We start from the raw sequence: 20,459 nt of genomic DNA on the forward strand, positions 1-20,459 counted from the left end.
GCTGGCCGTTAGGGCCCGTACCGCCGCCTCTCGGGCTTAGTACAATGGATTGAAATTCTTCAAGGTGGGCAAGGCGAGTCAGTAATTGAATATCAGCCACAGACTTGGGATAAATAACCCCTTGTGGCAGGACTTGATAAATAGAGTTGTCCGTGGCGAGTACAACGCGGTTGGCATAGTCAGGGTTAGTATCACCACTAAAGCCATCGGCTTTTAAATGCTCGATAAAGCTTAAATAGAGGGATTGAGTTGGGGTGATATCTGACAGCTTAGGGATCATGTTTTTTGTCTCTACTGGAATGGCGAGGAGATTTTAACAAATAAAGGGTCGTTTTGGGGAATATCTAAAATGAAAAAAAATATTGAACTTATCATTTTTATGCATGTCAGATATTTTAATGTTTGAGCTTGCTCAGATTTATAGATTCCTTAGTATGTTAGTATTCGCCTCGTTTGAAACGGGGCTTTTTTTTGCCTCAAATTTTTCCAATGATCATAAGTAACATGGAACACGCATGATACATCCCTTAACTCTTACCCTAGATAACCCGCTTTTAAAATCGAAAAATATTCGTATTGCTATCTATCGTGGTGATCTAGAGCACAAGCAAGCCCCAGGAAATAAGTGGCATAAGTTAAAGTTTAATCTAGAAGCGGCAAAAGCGCAGGGAGCGAAACAACTCATTAGCTTTGGCGGGCCTTACTCGAACCATCTGCATGCCTTGGGTAATATTGCGTTATCCTACGCGATTACGCCCATTGCGATTGTGAGGGGGGAGTTACACCCTCAGCTGACACCAACATTGAGAGACTTTGTGAAGGCTGGCGGTATTTTATGGCCGAGTAAGCGCATTGATTATCGTGCCGGAATGGAGTCTGAGTTAGTCGCAGATCTTAAAGCATACTATCCAAAAGCGTATTGGGTGCCAGAAGGTGGTTCTAATTCCCTAGGTGTGAAAGGGTGCTGTGACTGGGCTCAGGAAATCCATGCTCAAGCTCAAGCATTAGGAGAGTTTGATACTTGGGTTGTCAGTGCTGGCACGGGAGCAACAAGTGCAGGTTTTTTAGCCTACGAAACAAAAAACGAAAACAATTCGCCTGACGTATTGGTGTTTCCTGCTCTTAAGGGTGGAGAAGGTCTTTTGGATGATATTCAGCGCTTTGCTTTAACCCAAAACCCTCAGACAGATATTGAACGATTAAAAATCATAGGTGATTATCATCATGGTGGTTACGCTAAACTGCCTCAAGAGTTAAAAGACTACATTGAGAAGCTACATTTACTCAATCCAGAGTTAAAGCTGGATCCGGTTTATACGGCAAAAGTTGTGTATGGTCTTGAACAAGAAATAATCAAAGGGCATCTAGATAATAGAAACTTGCTGCTTATTCATACAGGTGGCTTGCAAGGATGGAGTGGATATCAATAATATCTGACAAAAATAGCTAAGCTTTTAGTGTTCTTTTCTATGACGTGGTAAAGTTCGCAGCAAATTCATTGTCATCTGTTGAAAAACAGCAATGATTTTATCCTTTTGTTTTTAGTATTGATTATCAAAGAGTGACGTACATGAGTCAGTTTGCAAGGGTAGGCATTATTGCCAGACTGGATAACCCCAAAGTATTAGAAACGGTAAAAAAACTACTGGATTACTTAATCAAGAAAGGCATACAGCCAGTTCTTGAAGAAAATTTAAGTGCAATGCTACCGGGTGTGAAGGTAGATATTGCGCCAATTAAAGAGTTAGGTGATAACTGTGACCTGGCGATGGTAGTCGGTGGAGATGGTAGTTTTTTAGGTGCTGCCCGCGCTATTTGTAATTATGACATTCCTGTACTGGGTATTAACCGAGGTACTTTAGGCTTTTTAACAGATATTTCTCCAACGGCTTTAAAAGAAGAGCTCGATCCTATTTTTGCAGGCGAGTACTTTGAAGAAAGACGCTTCATGATTGATGCTAAAATTACCCGCAACAATAAGCCTAGCGGTGAAGGTAATGCTCTGAACGATATTGTTCTGCACCCGGGTAAGTCGGCGCGAATGATTCGTTTTGATATGTTCATTGACGATCAATTTGTCATGAACCAAAAGTCTGATGGTCTTATTGTAGCGACACCAACTGGCTCAACGGCTTATGCTTTATCAGCAGGTGGTCCTATCATGCTGCCAAAATTGGATGCGATTGTATTAGTGCCTATGCACCCACATACATTAAGTAATCGACCAATTGTGATAGATGCCAATGCTAAGATCAGAATTGTTGTATGTGATTCTAACTTAACTTATCCAAGTGTGAGCTGTGATGGTCAATTGCATATAACTGCCGCACCAGGTGATGAGATTCACATAGCTCGTAAAGAAGGTGGTATTAGGCTGATACACCCTAAAAACCACGACTTCTATGATGTTTGCCGAAGTAAGTTAGGCTGGCAAACGGGATATACTTCTTAATTAAGCATGGATTAAGCGTTTATATATTAGGTACGCAACCTTTTCTAACATGATTTTTGTTTATCAGTTTACTTTAGATCAAGATCCTGCTGCTTTGAGCAAAACCTTATGGCAGCAGAGCATTCCTCATCGGATAATACATAAAGACGGGGTCAATCAGCTCTGGCTACTTGATGAACGTCATGTGCTTATGGTGCAGCAAATTCTTAATATGTACCTAGGCGAGCCCGATAAACTCGCGCAAATTCCACCGGCATCTAAAAAAGCCTCTGGTTTCAATCAGGCTCAAGCAATTAAGCTAATTAGTCTTTACCCAGTGAATGTAGGGCTGGTTTTAATCAGTGTTTTAGTCGCATTTTTAACAGGGTTAGGCAGTCAATACTCATCACTGTCTTGGTTTAGTTTTTTACCTATTCAGGTTAGTGGTAACTATTTAACGACGACACATCTTTCTTATTTGTTTGAAAACCATCAATACTGGCGACTTATTACTCCCATCTTTATCCATTTCTCAATGATACACATAGCTTTTAACTTGCTGTGGGTATGGGATATTGGCCGAAAGATTGAAAAGGTAATTGGCTCGGTTTTTTACCTGTTATTGGTTTTGATTACGGCTTTGGCGAGTAACTATTTGCAATACCTAGCGTCGGAGTCTCCTTTATTCGGGGGGATGTCTGGTGTGGTGTATGCCATTATTGGTTTTGCTTGGTTAGCGCCAAAACTGATTCCCAATTGCCCTGATTTGATATCTAAGCCTATTATGGTCTTTTTATTGCTTTGGTTGGCATTGGGCTATACCAGCTTTTTTGAGCAGATAGGTGTTGGCAAAATAGCAAATACAGCCCATTTAAGCGGCTTAGTTAGCGGCCTTGTTTGTGCTTATTTATATCACCTTTATGCGAGTTGTCAGAAGAGACGCTAATTCGCTGAGTTGTAACAAAGAGAAAATTATGAATTTTAAAGAAATGATCGACAATATGTCGCCAGAAGTTTACGAAAGCATCAAGCTTGCGGTGGAACTGGGCAAATGGCCCAATGGTGTGCGTTTAACCGATGAGCAGAAAGAACTTTGTTTACAAGCTGTCATTACCTATGACTACACTAATAAAGGTGAAGATGAGCGCGTTGGTTTTATTGATCGTAATGCGCACCTAGGGTGTTCTTCAAAAACGGATACCTTAGAGCATGAAACAGTGAAATGGGTCGATCAGCCATTTGCAGACAAAGAGTCTAAGAAGTCATGATTTCAGGTAGTATAAGAAAAATGACGAGTCAGGTTTCAAGCGATGGCAAAGTCAGCTATCAGTTGAACCTAGCTGATACCAGCATCAATATGAATGATTTGCTGGGACAAAAAGTTAGCTTGAATTTTGATGGTAGTATTGCCTGTATTAATTGCTCAAGACCGACTAAAAAGTCATTTAGTCAGGGCTTTTGTTACCCATGTTTTAAGAAATTAGCAGCGTGTGATACCTGCATAATGAGCCCTGAAAAATGTCATCATCATTTAGGTACTTGCCGTGAACCCGAATGGGCGGAAAAGTACTGTATGCAGAGCCATTATGTTTATTTGGCTAACTCCTCAGGCTTAAAAGTCGGTATTACCCGTGGCGATCAATTGCCAACCCGTTGGATTGATCAAGGTGCGACCCAAGGGCGCGCCATTTTTAGTGTGCAAAACCGCCGTTTGTCAGGACTCGTTGAAACGCTTTTTAAGCAAGAAGTCGCTGATAAAACTAATTGGCGTAACATGCTTAAAGGAAATGCCGACGACCTTGATTTAGAGTTTGAGCAAGAGAGATTAATTTCCTTGCTAGGTGAGGGTTTAGATAGCCTACAGTATGAATTTGGCATACAGTCAATTACTGACTTATCAGAAGAAAATTTTACCCATAAATTTGAATACCCAGTTTTGAGCTTTCCAACAAAAGTGGTGAGCATTAATGCTGAGAAAACCCCTTTGGTAGAAGGCACATTGTTAGGCATAAAAGGTCAATATTGGTTACTGGATACTGGGGTAATTAATATACGTAAATATACTGGCTATCAGGTTACGTTTAGCCATTAGCATCAGCGCATAGGAAATAATAATTATGAAAGAAGCTCAGCCTGCGGCGATTCACTTAAAAGACTATAAAGTTCCCCCGTTTTTAATTGATAAAACAGAGCTTATCTTTGACCTTGATGATTCTGTCACCATAGTAACGTCTCATTTACACATGCGTCGTAATCCTGCCTCTAAAGAAGGCAATGCGCCTTTGGTTTTAGATGGTGGTGAAGATGTGAAGTTGGTTGCTATTGCAATTGACGATTATCAGTTACCAGAAGCTGAATATCGTTTGCATAACAAACAGCTAATTATTACGGCGACACCGGATAAATTTGTTTTAACTTGCGAAACCTTAATTGAGCCGCAAAACAATACTCGTCTTGAGGGCTTGTATCGTTCTTCTTCTATGTTTTGTACCCAGTGTGAAGCGGAAGGCTTTAGGCATATTACCTATTACCTAGATCGTCCAGATGTGATGTCTGTGTTTACGACTCGAATTGAAGCTGATGCGGAAAAGTATCCAACCATGCTTGCTAATGGTAATCAGATTGAAGAGGGCGAGACAGAAGAAGGTAAACGTTTCGTTGTTTGGCATGACCCTTTCCCAAAACCTGCTTATTTGTTTGCACTTGTTGCTGGTAATCTAGAAAAAATCCAAGACACTTTTACCACTATGTCAGGTAAAGAGGTTGCGTTAGAGATTTTCACAGAAAGCCATAATATCGATAAAGTCGATTACGCGATGGACTCGCTAAAACGTTCTATGAAGTGGGACGAAGAGGTTTATGGTCGTGAATATGACCTTGATATCTTTATGGTTGTCGCCGTTGATGACTTCAATATGGGAGCAATGGAAAACAAAGGGTTAAACATATTTAACTCATCTTGTTTATTAGCTACCCCTGAAACGACGACAGATGATGGCTTTTTACGTGTAGAAGCTGTTGTTGCTCATGAGTACTTCCATAACTGGTCTGGTAACCGTGTCACTTGTCGTGATTGGTTCCAGTTAAGTCTGAAAGAAGGCTTTACTGTATTCCGCGATCAAATGTTCTCAGCTGACATGAACTCTCCGACGGTAAAACGTGTTGAAGACGTTTCTTTTTTGCGTACTGCTCAGTTTGCTGAAGATGCTGGGCCTATGGCGCACCCAGTGCGTCCAGCGTCATTTATCGAGATATCAAACTTTTATACTCTGACAATTTATGAGAAAGGCGCTGAAATAGTTCGCATGATTCATACCTTGTTAGGTGAAGAATCATTCCGTAAGGGTTCAGATCTCTATTTTGAACGTCATGATGGCCAAGCGGTTACCTGTGATGACTTTGTTAAAGCGATGGAAGATGCTAGTGGTGTAGACCTTAAACAGTTTAGCCGTTGGTACTCTCAAGCAGGTACACCTGTATTGACTGTCACTTCTGAGTATAACCAAGCTGAATCAAGCCTGGTTCTGAATGTTGAGCAAATGACACCTGCTACACCTGGTCAACCGACCAAACTACCATTGCACATGCCAATCAGAATGGGCCTTGTCGGTAAGGATGGGCAAGAGTTAACGACTCAGTATCAAGGTGTGGCGGCGAAAGAGCACGTTCTGCATCTAAACCAATTGAAACAGAGCTTTGAGTTTAAGGGTGTTTCTCAAGCTGCGGTTCCTTCATTGTTAAGAGGATTCTCAGCGCCGGTTAAGTTGAAGCAAGATTTAGATGCGCAAGACTTATTGTTGCTGTTGTCTAGCGATACTGATGGGTTTAATCGTTGGAGTGCAGCTCAGCAACTGGCGGTAAATGAGCTATCTACTTTGATTGAGCAGGCAAAGGCCGGTGAAGAACTGGCGATTGAATCAAACTTGATTGAAGGATTTGCTAGCATTTTAAAAGATGAAAGCTTAGATCCTGCTATGGTTGCTTTGATTTTGACACTGCCAAGTGCCTCTTATTTAGCCGAGCTTGCCGAGAGCATTGACCCGAAAGCTATTGCTAAAGCGCGTAAGTTCTTGAAGCAAATGATAGCAACCGAATTAACTGCTGAACTGATGGCTTGTTATGAGCGTAATAAAATTGCTGAAGCATATTTGCCTAATTCAGAGCAAATGGCGAAGCGACAGCTTAAGAATGTAGTCTTGAGTTATTGGGCTGATAGTCAGGATGCTAAGGTTGTGCCTGTTATTGCTGAACAATGCTTAACCTCAGACAATATGACAGATGAGTTCTCAGCACTTTCTATCTCTGTGAATAGTGAGCATCCAGATGCTCAAAGTTTATTGGCAGGCTTCTATGACAAGTGGTCAAATGAGTCATTAGTCGTAAATAAATGGCTTATGTTGAGCGCCTCTCAAGAAGGTGAAGATAGTCTAGATCGAATTAAAGCATTAATGGAACATGATGCATTTGACCTTAAAAACCCAAATAAGGTGAGAGCTTTATTAGGTGGTTTAACGCAAAATGTGCCTTGTTTCCATAATGAAGATGGTAGCGGTTATGCCTTTTTGGCAAATTTAATCATTGAACTTGATAAGCGTAATCCGCAGCTTGCTTCACGACTTTGTACGCCGCTTACTCGCTGGCGTAAAATGGAAGAAGGTTTATCAAGCCTAATGAAAACAGAATTAGAAAGAGTGCAAGCACAAGAACTTTCTAAAGATGTCTATGAGGTTATTTCTAAATCTTTAGCCTGAACTAATTGTTTTGCTTAGGTTATTAAATAACTTTAACGAAGTGACATTTTAGATTACTGTAAAAACCTAAGAGTTAACGCTCTTAGGTTTTTTGCTTTTTATAGAGATGACTTCATATTTTTGCAATATGATGCTTTTACCCTTGATTTAAATTCCGAGTCTGACATGCTGAAAGTTGAACTGAATGGGTTAATAAGGAAACTGCGAATAAGTCTTCCCGCCTCAGCGAGAGGATAAAAGCATTTAGGTTTATGGCGAAGTGCACAACTTAATCGTTATTATATTGATAAGAGCTTCAACATAAAGGTAGGGCTTTTAGGTCACACCCTAAGGGTCTTTACAGAAAAAATGTTAATCTGCGTTGTCTCTTCTAGAAAGGTAGCTGAATTACTTTAAAGTAACGCCTTGATTGACTTTTTTCTGATAAGACTAAGAACTGGTGACTCATTCGTAGCTTCCTAAGTCACTTGCTATTTTTCGTTTAGCTGGAGGTAATTAAACAAGTAACTATAATCTTATCTAAATAGTTGCAACATATTCTCATGATAAGTGCTTGTTTTTTATTTTATGAATAATAAATTTTTAACTGGTTTATCCTTTAAGTTGACTCGGTCAACGGTATCCATTGCCTTTATTCTTGGCTTATTAGTTAGCTTGCTTCAGCTTTATAGTGATTTTGATAATCAAGCTAAGTTGATAGATGACAAGGTAGAAGAGATCTTCTCAATTACAGCGCCTGCTGCTCAGCGTGCTGTACATCAGCTTGATCCTGGCCTTGCTTCAGAATTAGTAAATGGCTTGTCTCATTTCGACTTTTTAAATCAGGTTAAATTAGTCGACGATCGTAAAAATATTTTGGCCTCTTTTGTTCGTCAACCTGTGCAGTCTAATACTTATTGGCTATCAAACTTATTTGGTTACTCCACGGAAACACACCTTTTCGATTTGATTAATGACTCGCAAGTGAGTGAAGGGGAGTTGATTCTTGAAGTCAATGGCGATGCTGCTATGGCACCGTTTTTCCAGCGTGCTTGGTATGTGCTTGTATCAGGTGTATTAAGAAACTTATTGCTTGGCCTCTTGTTGGCCGTTGTTTTCCAAAATATCTTAGCAATTCCTCTTATGAAGCTAAGGGATCAATTAATGAAAATAGATCCCAAACAGCCAGCGGGATATCGACTTGAGCATATGCGCCATCACGATAGTGGTGAAATATCCGACATTGTTGATACAACCAACTCCTTATTGAATCAATTAGAAATAAACCAAAGTGCATTAAGAGAAAACCGCGACCAATTAAAAGCCTTAATCGATGTTAACCCTAATATGGTGATGGCGTTAGATCGTGATTTAACCGTGTTGTTTGCGAACAATTCTGCAAACTTATTTTATGGTGTTAAAACAGAGCAAATATTAGGGGCTAACTTTTTAGATTTGCATCGCGGCGTGAACTCTCAAGAAGCAGACAGATTTGCTCACGAACTCATTCAAGTTATTCATAATCTTGAAGAGTCCTATGAAGTTGAACGTGAGCTTACAGATGGCATGGCTCGTAAGCGTGTTTTGCAAATTAGCTATACCGCCATAGTGTATGAAGGCCATGCTAGTCTCTTGTTAGTCGCAAGTGACATGACGGAAAAAATTACCCGTGAGAAACAGCTGATACAAGTTGCTTATCAGGATCAACTCACAGGATTGCCTAACCGTGAACTCTTCTTAGACCGTTTAGGCATGGCCATCACCTATACAGCCAGTCATAAACAGTTTGGTGCGCTTTTATATATAGATTTAGACGAATTCAGACTGATAAACGATTCCAAAGGTCACTCAGTTGGCGACTCAATTATATTGGCTTTATCCGATAGGCTGGCTTCAAAGATAAATAGCAGCAACACTTTGGCGCGTATTGGTGGTGATGAGTTCTGTATTATTTTAAGTGGTGTTGATGAAGATAAAGAAACGGCGATTAACAAGATAGTCAGCACAGCCGAGCTTATTTTATGTGATATTAGGCAGCCTTTGCATATCAAGGGAAATGAGTTCCGTATTACCGCCAGTATTGGCGTTGTTATTTTCTCTGAAGAAGATTCGGACGCCGAAGAGCTGTTTAAGTTTGGTGATACTGCAATGTATAACGCTAAATCAGCTGGTCGCAATCGTATATCCATGTTTAAGATGGAAATGACGCAAGAGGTTGCTAGTTATGTGCGCTTAGAAAATGACCTTAAGAGCGCCATTGAAAACAAAGAATTTGAATTCTACTTACAGCCTATTGTTTGTGTCGGATCTAACCAAGTGCTCGGTGCAGAAGCCTTGATTCGCTGGAATCATCCAGAGAAAGGCCTAATTGGTCCGAATGAGTTTATCGACTTCTTAGAGTCATCTGGGCTTATCTGCGACATAAGTGATGGCTTGTTGCGTGATTTATGCGCCTTTATTAACGAGAAGGACTTACTTTCAGTATTACCTGAGGGGTTTAGAATTTCCCTTAATGTTAGCGCGATAGAGCTCCACTCCAAAAACTTTATTGAAACCTTTAAAGCAACATTACGTGACTTCTCTATGCCGGCAGACTTGTTTGAATTAGAGATTACTGAATCTTCTGCGATTCAAGATATTGAAGAATCCGTTGCTAAAATGAAAAAACTGGCACTAATTGGTGTAAATTTCTCTCTTGATGATTTTGGTACAGGTTACAGTTCATTAAGCTATTTGAAACGCTTACCAGTGAATAAGATTAAGATAGATCGCAGTTTTATTCAGGATCTGATTATTGACCATAATGATCAGGCTCTAGTTACTGCCATTATCTCAATTGGCCAGCATTTAGAGTTGGATATCGTTGCCGAAGGTGTTGAGTGGCAAGCTCAACTTGATTGGTTGAAACAACATAAGATGATGTACCAAGGTTACTTGTTCTCTAAACCAATTAAACAACAGGACTTTTACCAATTGTTAATGGGAAACCTTGCTGAAACATTGGATCACCCTAACGTGGTTTCATTGAGTACTAATCCCAAAAAAACGAATCCTAAGATACTTTGATTTGACGTATGGTTGACTAAACAGGCTTATTTTTGCATTTAAGCCTGATTTTGGCATATGATTACTTGTTCATATTTTATCTAGGTCATTGTTTTAACAGCTGTTGATGGAGTGAGGAATGAAATTGAAAAAGCAATATTGCTTGGTATTCTCGTTAGCGAGTATCCTTTCTGCTTGTAGTACAGCAACTCAAAACACAGATCAAAGTCAGTCGCCCACAGTTGTTGAAGTAGCTAAAGCTGAGGTTTTAGAAACTGAGGTTGTGAATCAGGTTCAGCAGCTTGATCAAGGTGAGAATCAAGCATTGCTTCAAAGTGTGACAGCTAAAGATCAAGAAATTAATCGACTTGAAAAAATCATCAGTAATAATCAAACAAAAATTACGAATTTAACGCGTCAGTTGGATCAGCAAGAAGCTAAAATTTCCCGTCTAGAAAATGCTCAAAATAATACGAATACTGCAAAGTTAGTTGAAATTGAATCTGAAAAACAAAGCCTAAGTGAGCTAGAAGCTAACTATATAAACTTAAAGCTTGAAAACGAAAAGCTTAGTGATGCTATCAGCTCGCTTAAAATTCAAAACCGTTTATATAAAGAGCAAATTATTGCCCACAATATCGAAATGGAAAATAAGTTAGCTGATGAGGGTGATAATCTAATATCAGCGGAAGAGAGTGTGGCAGATGTTAAGCAAGATTTGAGTATTATCGGGTTGCAAAGAGATTATGATTTACTCAATAGTACTCATCACACGTTATTGCATAAATACAGCTTGTTAGATGCCGATTACCAAGCATTAGATAAAGAGCATCTAGCACAGAAAAAAACTTTAAATCAGCTTGATGATGAACATCAAACTTTAAAGCAAACGAATCAAACTCTTGCGTCTAATTACGCTGAATTGAGGCAAAAGAACTTAGATTTAGGTGGTGCTATCTCTGATGCGAGAGCGCAGCAACAAACTCTTTGGGATCAAATTCAAGTAAAAGATAAAGTAATTGCCAGCCTTGAAGCTGATAATAGTGCTTTAAGAGAGAAATCCTCGAGTTTAGATAAACTGACTTCTGGTCAGTTAACAACGGCACTGCCTGTTGCCGATAACTCATTAGAGTTAGGTACTCTCAATGCCAAAATTTTAGTATTAGAGAGCGAAATCTCTGCTCAGCAAAAGTTATTAAATGAGTATCAGGATAAGCTTGCTAACCTTGAACAAAGCGATGATAAATCTGACTTAAAAAACATTGAAATTGCACGATTAGGTCAAGCCTTATCGGATTTAAATGCTGATCATAAAGCCCGGAATTATCAATTTGAGCAATTAGAGTTAGCCCAAGCTGTTAGCCGTGAGCAACAAGCATTACTAAGACAAGATCTTGAAGCAGCACAAGCAAGTGTTGAAGAGTTAACACAGCAAAAGCAAAGCTTAACAAATGAATTAACCTTGGCAAAAGAAGAGTTAGTTAGCTTACAGGCTAGATATGAAGAAAGCTTGTTAGCACTTGAGTCCGCTAAAGAAACTCGCCAAAGCCTTGAAGCACAATTATCTGACTTGATTGAGCTTGAAGCGATCAGTGCTGGATTTAAAAGTCATCTGGCGACAAATTTGAGTAATGTGCGTTGGCAGATTCCCAAGCAAGTTGAGTTAGGTGCTTCATTTGAAATTATCCTTACAGCTAATGTGAATGACTCAATTGCTGGGCAGGTTTTCATTGCTGAATTAATAGGTGACAGCTCATTAGAGTTGGTCAGTTCTGTATCTGCTGAAGCACAAGCGGCGGATGGCCAATTGCAATGGCGCTGGCGAGCAAAAGGGGTAAGTGAAAGCCAAGTTGCCCATGTAAATTTGTTTATTCATCAAGATATTCAATATCAAGAAGATAGAATTTTGAAAGAAATCTACCGTGATCAACAGGTGCTAAGTTTGGTAAATGATAATTTGTTAGAGAAATATGGCTTTTGGATTATCGCTATTTTTGCTGGCTTAATGGGTGGTTTCTTAATTGGCAAATTAAACAAGTCTCAACCCGATAATGTTTAGGCGGTGTCACTTAGCATTTGCTTGATTGATTTGTTTGAAAAGAGATGGCTTAATCACCGTTTTTAAAGACTTTTTATAAATTTAAAGCAGAGATGTGAGTCTCTGCTTTTTTTCATTTCTTAGTAGCTATTTTTTATTCCGATTTTTTTCATTTAGCTATTATTAATTTTCACTAACAAGTTTCCTGCATTTGGGTATAGTAGCCTTGCATTTTGTTTTTTGAGGTAAGTTCTGTGGTTAAATCAAAGTCATATTCATTAGTCGAACAGCGTTTAGCACAAAATATCTTGGTATTAGATGGTGCCATGGGGACCATGATCCAAGCATATAAGCTCACTGAGAGTGATTTTCGTGGTGATCGTTTTGCTGATTGGCCTAGTGATGTTCAAGGTAACAATGACCTCTTATCTCTAACTCAACCTAAAATTATTAAGGATATCCATAGAGCCTATTTAGAAGCTGGTTCGGATATTGTTGAGACAAACACCTTCAACGCAAACGCTATTTCCATGCTTGATTATGGGATGGAAGCCTTAAGTTATGAATTAAACTTTGAATCGGCAAGATTAGCGCGTGAAGCTTGTGATGAGTTCACAAAACAAAACCCAAATAAGCCAAGATTTGTCGCTGGTGCGGTAGGCCCTACAAGCCGTACTTGTTCTATTTCGCCTGATGTGAATGATCCAGGTTATCGAAATATCGAATTTGATGAACTCGTCGTTGCTTATACAGAAGCCGTTGATGGTCTTATTAAAGGTGGATCAGACCTCATTCTGATAGAAACAATTTTTGACACCTTGAATGCTAAAGCGGCTATCTATGCTGTGCTTGAGTATTTTGAAACCACAGGTGTGAATTATCCAATTATGATCTCAGGTACCATCACAGATGCTTCTGGCCGTACGCTTTCTGGCCAAACAACAGAAGCTTTTTGGAACTCTGTTGCTCATGCTAACCCTATTTCTGTTGGTCTTAACTGCGCACTTGGACCTAAAGATCTACGTCAATATGTGGAAGAGATTTCACGCGTTGCTGATGTGAATGTATCTGCTCACCCAAATGCGGGATTACCAAACGCCTTTGGTGAATACGACGAAACTCCAGAAGAAATGTTAGAAGAGATGCAAGAGTGGGTTAACTCTGGCTTCCTTAACATTATTGGTGGTTGTTGTGGTACAGAACCAGCTCATATAAAAGCTTTTGCTGATGCCGTTGCGAATGCGAAACCAAGAGCCATTCCTGTTATTCCAAAAGCGTGTCGTCTTTCAGGCTTAGAACCTTTTAATATTGATGAGAACACCTTGTTTGTAAACGTAGGTGAGCGAACCAATGTCACAGGTTCGGCAAAATTTAAGCGTCTTATCAAAGAAGGTGATTTTGACTCTGCATTGGATGTTGCACGCCAGCAAGTAGAAAATGGCGCTCAAATTATCGATATCAACATGGATGAAGGTATGTTGGATTCGGAAGCGGCTATGGTGCGTTTCCTGAAACTAATAGCTTCTGAACCTGATATCTCTCGAGTGCCAATTATGTTGGACTCTTCAAAGTGGGAGATTCTTGAAGCGGGCCTTAAATGGATTCAAGGTAAGGGTGTAGTTAACTCTATCAGTATCAAAGAAGGCGAAGAGAAATTTATCCAACAAGCGCGTCAATTACGTAAATATGGCGCGGCTGTAATAGTGATGGCCTTTGACGAAGTTGGCCAAGCTGATACTCGTGAACGTAAAATCGAAATTTGCCGACGCTCTTATAAAATTCTGACAGAAGAAGTTGGCTTCCCACCAGAAGACATTATTTTTGACCCTAACATCTTTGCGATAGCAACAGGTATTGAAGAGCACAACCGTTATGCTTTGGATTTTATTGAAGCAACAGGCGATATAAAGCGTGAACTACCCCATGCGCTAATTTCTGGTGGCGTTTCCAACGTTTCTTTCTCATTCAGGGGTAATAACCCTGTTCGTGAAGCTATCCATGCCGTCTTCTTATACCATGCGATTCAGCAAGGTATGACAATGGGTATTGTGAATGCAGGGCAATTGGCCTTGTATGATGATATTCCAGCTAAATTACGTGATGCAGTTGAAGATGCTGTTCTGAATCGTACAGACGATGCGACTGATGCCTTATTAGAAATAGCGACAGAGTTTCTTGGTACAGGGTCTAACGACAACGAAGTACAGGTGCAAGAGTGGCGCTCTCTGCCAGTAAACGAAAGACTAAGTCATGCTCTGGTTAAGGGTATTACTGAATTTATTGATGAAGATACAGAGGAAGCACGTCTTTCTCATACTCGCCCTCTAGAAGTCATTGAAGGTCCATTGATGGATGGTATGGGAATCGTTGGTGACTTATTTGGTTCAGGTAAGATGTTCTTACCTCAGGTAGTAAAATCTGCCCGAGTAATGAAAAAAGCGGTAGCTTATCTCATGCCTTACATTGAAGAAGAAAAAGCCCGGAACCAAGATCAGGCCTCTTCAAGTAATGGCAAAATTGTCATGGCGACAGTGAAAGGGGATGTACACGATATCGGTAAAAACATCGTAGGTGTTGTGCTTCAGTGTAATAACTATGAAGTAATTGACCTAGGTGTCATGGTGCCTGCTGAGAAAATTTTGCGTACCGCCAGAGAAGAAAATGCTGATCTTATTGGTTTGTCTGGTTTGATCACACCATCTCTTGACGAAATGGTACATGTTGCCAAAGAAATGGAGCGTCAAGAGTTTGATATTCCTGTTTTGATTGGTGGAGCGACTACCTCAAAAGCTCACACATCGGTAAAAATTGAGCAAAACTACAAACGTAGTCAGGTGGTGCATGTAACTAACGCCTCTCGTAGTGTGGGTGTCGCATCGAGTTTATTGAGCCAAGATACTGAAAAGCGTCAGAAGTTTATTGATGAAATTAAGCTAGATTACGAGAAAACTCGTAAGCGTTATAAAGAGCGTAGTAAAGCTGGACGTCGAGTTTCACTTGATAAAGCGCGCCAAAATAAAGCGCCAATTGATTGGACTCTTCCAATTCCTAAACCTAAGAAATTAGGTGTTACCGTCTTCACTGAAAAAGACATCGATTTGGCAGAGCTTAAAAACTACATCGATTGGACTCCATTCTTTATGACATGGGAGCTTGCTGGTGCTTTCCCTCGTATACTGACAGACGAAGTGGTTGGCGTTGAAGCGACTAAGCTTTATAACGATGCTTTGGTCATGTTAGATAAAGTCATTGATGAGAAACTGCTTGATGCGAGAGCAATCGTGGGTGTTTTCCCTGCTAACCAAGTTAATCATGATGATATTGAAATCTATACCGATGAAACCCGTACAGAAGTAAAAGAGACCTTGTCTTTCTTGCGTTTGCAAAACGAGTTAACAGCCCCTGGTAAATACAATAACTGTTTAGCAGACTTTGTCGCCCCTAAAGAAACGGGTATGGCGGATTACATGGGAGCCTTTGCCTGCGCAACAGGTTTTGGAATTGATCCGATAGTTGCCGCTTATGAAGCGGACCATGATGACTATAACAGCATCATGATCAAAGCGATGGCTGATCGTCTAGCCGAAGCTTGTGCTGAATACCTACATGAAAAAGTACGTAAGGAAATTTGGGCCTATGTACCAAATGAATCTTTAACTAACGAAGAGCTTATTAAAGAGAAATACCAAGGTATGCGTCCTGCGCCTGGTTATCCTGCTTGTCCTGATCATACTGAGAAAGATAAGTTATGGGCCTTGATGGACATCGAAGAAAATACTGGCATTAGCATTACCGAAAACTATGCAATGTTGCCGACAGCAGCGGTAAGTGGTTGGTACTTTGCGAACCCAGAATGTGGTTACTTTGGTGTTGGTAAGATTGGCCCTGATCAGGTTGAAGACTATGCAGAGCGTAAAGGCATGTCTAAAGATGATGCTGAGCGTTGGTTAGCACCTAACTTAGGTTATGACCCTGAAGACGATAAGGTATAAGCTTGTTTACTTGCTCCCTTGATATCGAAATTGCAGCTGACATTGATGAAGTGTGGCTGCAATTAGTTAATATCGAAATTTATGGCCTTTGGTCGCCTTCTGTTATGCATGTAGAGGTGCTAGATAGCGCTTCTACATTATTATCTGGCCCGGTTAAATTTACCCTCAATACCTTAAGTGGCCGTCAAGTTCGAAAGGGCATTGTCAGTCAGTTGTCTTCACCTAATCTTTTGTCAATTCATTTTCAGCGTGCTTATGCTTGGTGGTTAGAAGAGAGATGGACGACTCACTTATCGTTAAATGATAAGGGCCATACTTATGTGGAAATGACGCTGGAATATAAAGGTTGGATGAAAACGAGTGCTTATAATAATGAGCATTTATTGACTAAAGCCTTGCTAGAAGCTCATCTTCTGGCATTGAAGGAAAAGCTCGAAACCCTTGCGAATGACGATGATACTTTAGATGACTTTGATAACGTCTAACTATCTAATCGAGTTAAAAGTGTCTAGACAAAAGTATCTAAAAAAAAGTATCTAGATAAAAGCAAAAGTATTAACTCTCCATTTAAGATTTTAAATACCGGTGTTTGACCATGTCTAAAGTAATAAAAGATCCTGAACAACATGCTAAACGGATGCAAAAAATCAAAATGCATGTGGACAAGCGTATTGCTAATGCTCAACAGGATAAAGGAACCTTTGTCTTACTAACGGGTAATGGCAAAGGTAAATCTAGTTCTGCGTTAGGTATGGTAGCAAGAGCATTAGGCCATGGTATGAAGGTAGGCGTGGTGCAGCTTTTAAAGGGAGATTGGGATACTGGTGAAATCAGTTTTTTCAAGGCTCAGCCTAATGTAGACTGGTTTATTATGGATTCAGGTTTTACTTGGGAAACCCAAAATAGAGAACAAGATATCGCTTCGTCAAAAGCGGCTTGGGCCTCAGCAAAAACCTTGTTAGAAGATGCCAGCTATGACCTTGTTGTGCTGGATGAGCTGACTTATCTTTTGCATTACGATTATCTAGAAGAGGATCACGTGTTGGATGCAATAATGCAGCGGCCAGACACTCAGCATCTTGTGATTACAGGCCGTGGTGCATCTGACTCTCTAATTGAGATTGCAGATACTGTCAGTGAAATTAAAGAAGTAAAACATGCTTTTAAGCGCGGGATCAAAGCGCAAAAAGGCTTGGAGTTCTAAGCCTGAATTGCTTTTATAAATTCTTTTTAAAAAGCCGATAACGAAAACTCGTTATCGGCTTTTTTGTTTTCCGGGCAATTAATTACTCGAAAATTAGCAACAACTTGCCTAGATATGGGGCCTTTGAAGCTTAATTAGCGCTGATTCCTGCTTTATTCTTCCTTGGTATAAATTTTGCTCCTTTAGTGGCTGCTTTTGCTCACATTGTGGGGTCAACTCCATGATGAAAGAGAATGAGCAACTTTTGATAGGCGTATGGATTGGGCGCTTTTTACTTTTTTGATTTATATGGATATTACCCCATGGCACTAAATAGTGGACTGCAATTTACCCTCACGGTAGAGGGCCTACCTGAGACGGCATTTGTCGTGACTCAATTTAAAGGACAAGAGTCTCTTTCACGTTTATTTCAGTTTGATGTGTCGCTGGCGAGCCGTGATGAAAGAATCACACCAGAGCAGGTTTTAGATAAGAATATTAGCTTAAAAGTTTGGCAGAATGGTTTAATCACTCAATCATGGCAAGGTATAGCGCAAACCTTTGAAAGAGGGGATACCGGCCTGCATCACAGTTTTTATCGTCTCGAAATGGTACCCGCATTTAAACGGTCAAGCTTGAGACATAATAGCCGTATTTTTCAGCTGCTATCAGCGCCTGAAATTATGGCTTCTTTGCTCGAAGAAATGGGAATCACAGATTATGCTTTTTCCACTGCTAGGGTATGTGAGCAAAGAGAGTATTGCGTACAGTACCGTGAAACTGACTTGGATTTCATCAGTCGCTTAGCGGCAGAAGAGGGTCTGACTTATTACTTTAGTCACCTAGAAGAGAAACATACTTTAGTCTTCTGTGACGATACCCAAAATGCGCCAAGTTTAGCCTTGCCAGCTGTTTATAATACCTTAGGTGGGAGTTTGGCAGATCACCCTTATGTGCGTACGTTTAAACGTTATACAGAAGCGGATGTGTCCAGTGTTCAGCTTAAAGATTATAGCTTTAAGCGCCCTGAATACAGCTTTTTACATGAAACGATTGCGACAGACCTCGACTCTCAGCAAGCTACTTATGAGCATTATGATTACCCTGGGCGCTATAAGTCAGATGACAGTGGTAAAGCGTTTTCACAGTACCGTCTGAATGCCATAAGAAAAGAAGCTATTACCGCTAAAGGTGAGAGTAACCTTGCTAGTTTAATGTCTGGCCATAAAGTTAGCTTACTTGAGCATCCGCAAGAGGAATGTAATCAGGATTGGTTAATCGTTAGTGTTGAACACACAGGTACTCAGCCTCAAGCACTTGAAGAAATGGGTGGAGAGGGTGCAACCACTTATAACAACCAGTTTGATGTCATTCCCGCCACGCGCCAATGGCGTCCTTATGTTAATAGCAAGCCCTGTGTTGATGGCCCGCAAATAGCGACGGTCGTTGGTCCTGCTGGAGAAGAAATCTATTGTGACGAATTTGGCCGAGTAAAGGTGCAATTTAGTTGGGATAGATTAGGGTTAGCAGACGAGTTTTCTAGCTGTTGGATGCGTGTTTCCCAAGGTTGGGCTGGTGGCCAATATGGCATGCAAGCTTTGCCTAGAGTGGGTCATGAAGTCATTGTCAGCTTTTTAGAAGGAGACCCTGATCAACCGATCGTGACAGGACGAACTTATAACGCGAATAATCAACCTCCTTATGCTTTGCCTGAGCATAAAAGTAAGACAGTGATTCGCACCCAATCTCACCAGGGGGAAGGCTTTAACGAATTAAGTTTTGAAGACCAAGCAGAGCAAGAAGAAATCTACCTTCATGCTCAGAAGGATTTAAACCTTAAGGTGCAAAACGATAGAACGGAAACGATTGCGAACGACCTTACTCAAGCTGTCGGACATGATAGGTTCGAACAAGTTGGTCTTAATGACAACCTGACAGTAGAAGGAAATCAAACTGAGACCATCACGGGTGATCATAGCCAGCAAACAGACGATTCACTTCATATCAAAATTACAGACAAGCACATTATCCAAACGGGTACCGATGTCACCCTAAAAGCCGGTACCAAGGTGGTTATCGAAGCGGGTGCTGAAATGTTATTAAGTGCGGGCGGTAGTACCGTCAAAATAGATGCTGCTGGAGTAAGCATGTCAGGTGCGGCTATTAATCTTAACTCAGGCGGTGGCGCAGGCAGCGGTGCAGCTTATGCAGGCCAGCTTGCTGAGTTACCTAAGTTCTTAGAACTAGCCGAAGTTATCGACCCAAGCATGATAGCCCTAGAAAAAGGCACGGCAGTCGCAGGGGAAGCCAATGTACAAGAAGTGGCGTTTGAAGCAGTTGAGGTTGAGTATCCAGAGCTAGTTCAAAGCGGCGCGTTAGTGACTGAGCTGTGTAATTGTGGTGAGGGTGGTACATGTCCGATTCACAAATCCTAGCGTCAATGCCATGGCAAAAAACAGAGACAGCCAGCTTTAATCATGAGCTAAACCATTATGCCATTATCGACTCTTTATTGGTGCCAACAATAAAAGAGTGGGCTTACCAAGATCAGATTTTACATGAGGTTGAAATTCAGCCTTTGTTTAAAAATACCTTGTTTAACGACAATGCAGATCAAGGTCCTTTTTTTATGAATTTGCACCCAGAAGGTACTCTTATTGAGCAATTAAATGATGTGCTAACGTCAACGCCAGCAGGTTGTCTTGTCTCTTCTCAGGCTAGTTTTGAAGACCTATATCAGCATTGTCAAAGTAAACTCATTGTTTCTTCGGGGGAAGATGCAAATCAGGCTCTTCTACGCTTTTATGATCCAAGAAACTTAGCCGTTTTTTTAGGCGCTTTAAGTGAAATTGATCGTAGTTTATGGATGGGATATTTAGAGGGAATTCAATGGTTTCATCATGGATGGCATAGCTTGAAACAAGATCCTTCAGATGAGGTGACTGATTACCATCTGACTTTGACGCAAACATTAAAAGAAACCATGCAAAGACTTCAAGTAGCGTTACAAGACGCTCGTTTTCAAGGATGAAACAAAACA

At 40.5% G+C, this 20,459-nt stretch carries 14 protein-coding genes; 13 read left to right on the forward strand and 1 reads right to left on the reverse strand.

Annotated elements, in window-relative coordinates:
* Positions 1–280 (reverse strand): FAD-binding oxidoreductase (locus TW85_RS24140; RefSeq protein ID WP_046019700.1); only part of this gene is annotated, 280 nt, incomplete at its 3' end.
* 235 nt (positions 281–515) lie between these two features.
* Between TW85_RS24140 and TW85_RS24145 the strand changes: the two genes are divergently transcribed.
* The 13 genes from TW85_RS24145 (at position 516) to TW85_RS24205 (ending at position 20,450) form a co-directional block, all read left to right on the forward strand.
* Positions 516–1,430 carry a pyridoxal-phosphate dependent enzyme gene (locus TW85_RS24145; RefSeq protein ID WP_046019701.1) on the forward strand — a complete coding sequence of 305 codons (915 nt, stop codon included), beginning with the start codon at positions 516–518 and terminating at the stop codon, positions 1,428–1,430.
* Between the two features lie 140 nt (positions 1,431–1,570).
* Complete coding sequence (locus tag TW85_RS24150; RefSeq protein ID WP_046019702.1) at positions 1,571–2,452, forward strand: NAD(+) kinase; 882 nt, start codon at positions 1,571–1,573, stop codon at positions 2,450–2,452.
* 49 nt (positions 2,453–2,501) lie between these two features.
* A complete protein-coding gene (locus TW85_RS24155) occupies positions 2,502–3,377 on the forward strand; it encodes a rhomboid family intramembrane serine protease (RefSeq protein ID WP_046019703.1) in 876 nt (291 codons plus the stop codon).
* A gap of 28 nt (positions 3,378–3,405) precedes the next feature.
* Positions 3,406–3,699, forward strand: coding sequence for a DUF1315 family protein (locus TW85_RS24160; RefSeq protein ID WP_046019704.1), 294 nt, complete (start codon positions 3,406–3,408; stop codon positions 3,697–3,699).
* Complete coding sequence (locus tag TW85_RS24165; RefSeq protein WP_046019705.1) at positions 3,696–4,523, forward strand: DUF2797 domain-containing protein; 828 nt, start codon at positions 3,696–3,698, stop codon at positions 4,521–4,523. Before TW85_RS24160 ends, TW85_RS24165 begins: the two co-directional genes overlap by 4 nt.
* Positions 4,524–4,548: 25 nt before the next feature.
* Positions 4,549–7,182, forward strand: a complete 2,634-nt coding sequence (gene pepN / locus TW85_RS24170; RefSeq protein WP_046019706.1) for an aminopeptidase N — start codon at positions 4,549–4,551, stop codon at positions 7,180–7,182.
* A gap of 567 nt (positions 7,183–7,749) precedes the next feature.
* Positions 7,750–10,227 (forward strand): EAL domain-containing protein, encoded by a 2,478-nt coding sequence (locus TW85_RS24175; RefSeq protein WP_046019707.1) that lies wholly within the window; start codon positions 7,750–7,752, stop codon positions 10,225–10,227.
* Between the two features lie 118 nt (positions 10,228–10,345).
* A complete protein-coding gene (locus TW85_RS24180; protein WP_046019708.1) occupies positions 10,346–12,265 on the forward strand; it encodes a hypothetical protein in 1,920 nt (639 codons plus the stop codon).
* 233 nt (positions 12,266–12,498) lie between these two features.
* Positions 12,499–16,236, forward strand: coding sequence for a methionine synthase (gene metH / locus TW85_RS24185; protein WP_046019709.1), 3,738 nt, complete (start codon positions 12,499–12,501; stop codon positions 16,234–16,236).
* 2 nt (positions 16,237–16,238) lie between these two features.
* The gene (locus tag TW85_RS24190; protein WP_046019710.1) at positions 16,239–16,721 is read left to right on the forward strand and encodes an SRPBCC family protein; all 483 of its coding nucleotides are present in this window, start codon (positions 16,239–16,241) and stop codon (positions 16,719–16,721) included.
* 110 nt (positions 16,722–16,831) lie between these two features.
* Entirely contained in the window at positions 16,832–17,440 is a 609-nt protein-coding gene (gene cobO, locus TW85_RS24195) for a cob(I)yrinic acid a,c-diamide adenosyltransferase (RefSeq protein ID WP_046019711.1), read from the forward strand.
* A gap of 302 nt (positions 17,441–17,742) precedes the next feature.
* A complete protein-coding gene (gene tssI / locus TW85_RS24200; RefSeq protein ID WP_046019712.1) occupies positions 17,743–19,854 on the forward strand; it encodes a type VI secretion system tip protein VgrG in 2,112 nt (703 codons plus the stop codon).
* A complete protein-coding gene (locus TW85_RS24205) occupies positions 19,833–20,450 on the forward strand; it encodes a DUF4123 domain-containing protein (protein ID WP_046019713.1) in 618 nt (205 codons plus the stop codon). Before tssI ends, TW85_RS24205 begins: the two co-directional genes overlap by 22 nt.
* Positions 20,451–20,459 lie beyond the last annotated feature (9 nt).

Source organism: Marinomonas sp. S3726 (assembly GCF_000967665.1).
Taxonomy (GTDB): Bacteria; Pseudomonadota; Gammaproteobacteria; order Pseudomonadales; family Marinomonadaceae; genus Marinomonas.

Bases quoted from the DNA above. Each gene is read 5' to 3' on its own strand.
- TW85_RS24175 (WP_046019707.1), top strand. From the start codon at position 7,750: ATGAATAATAAATTTTTAACTGGTTTATCCTTTAAGTTGACTCGGTCA.
- TW85_RS24180 (WP_046019708.1), top strand. From the start codon at position 10,346: ATGAAATTGAAAAAGCAATATTGCTTGGTATTCTCGTTAGCGAGTATC.
- TW85_RS24150 (WP_046019702.1), top strand. From the start codon at position 1,571: ATGAGTCAGTTTGCAAGGGTAGGCATTATTGCCAGACTGGATAACCCC.
- tssI (WP_046019712.1), top strand. From the start codon at position 17,743: ATGGCACTAAATAGTGGACTGCAATTTACCCTCACGGTAGAGGGCCTA.
- TW85_RS24205 (WP_046019713.1), top strand. From the start codon at position 19,833: ATGTCCGATTCACAAATCCTAGCGTCAATGCCATGGCAAAAAACAGAG.
- TW85_RS24145 (WP_046019701.1), top strand. From the start codon at position 516: ATGATACATCCCTTAACTCTTACCCTAGATAACCCGCTTTTAAAATCG.
- TW85_RS24160 (WP_046019704.1), top strand. From the start codon at position 3,406: ATGAATTTTAAAGAAATGATCGACAATATGTCGCCAGAAGTTTACGAA.
- TW85_RS24155 (WP_046019703.1), top strand. From the start codon at position 2,502: ATGATTTTTGTTTATCAGTTTACTTTAGATCAAGATCCTGCTGCTTTG.
- pepN (WP_046019706.1), top strand. From the start codon at position 4,549: ATGAAAGAAGCTCAGCCTGCGGCGATTCACTTAAAAGACTATAAAGTT.
- TW85_RS24165 (WP_046019705.1), top strand. From the start codon at position 3,696: ATGATTTCAGGTAGTATAAGAAAAATGACGAGTCAGGTTTCAAGCGAT.
- cobO (WP_046019711.1), top strand. From the start codon at position 16,832: ATGTCTAAAGTAATAAAAGATCCTGAACAACATGCTAAACGGATGCAA.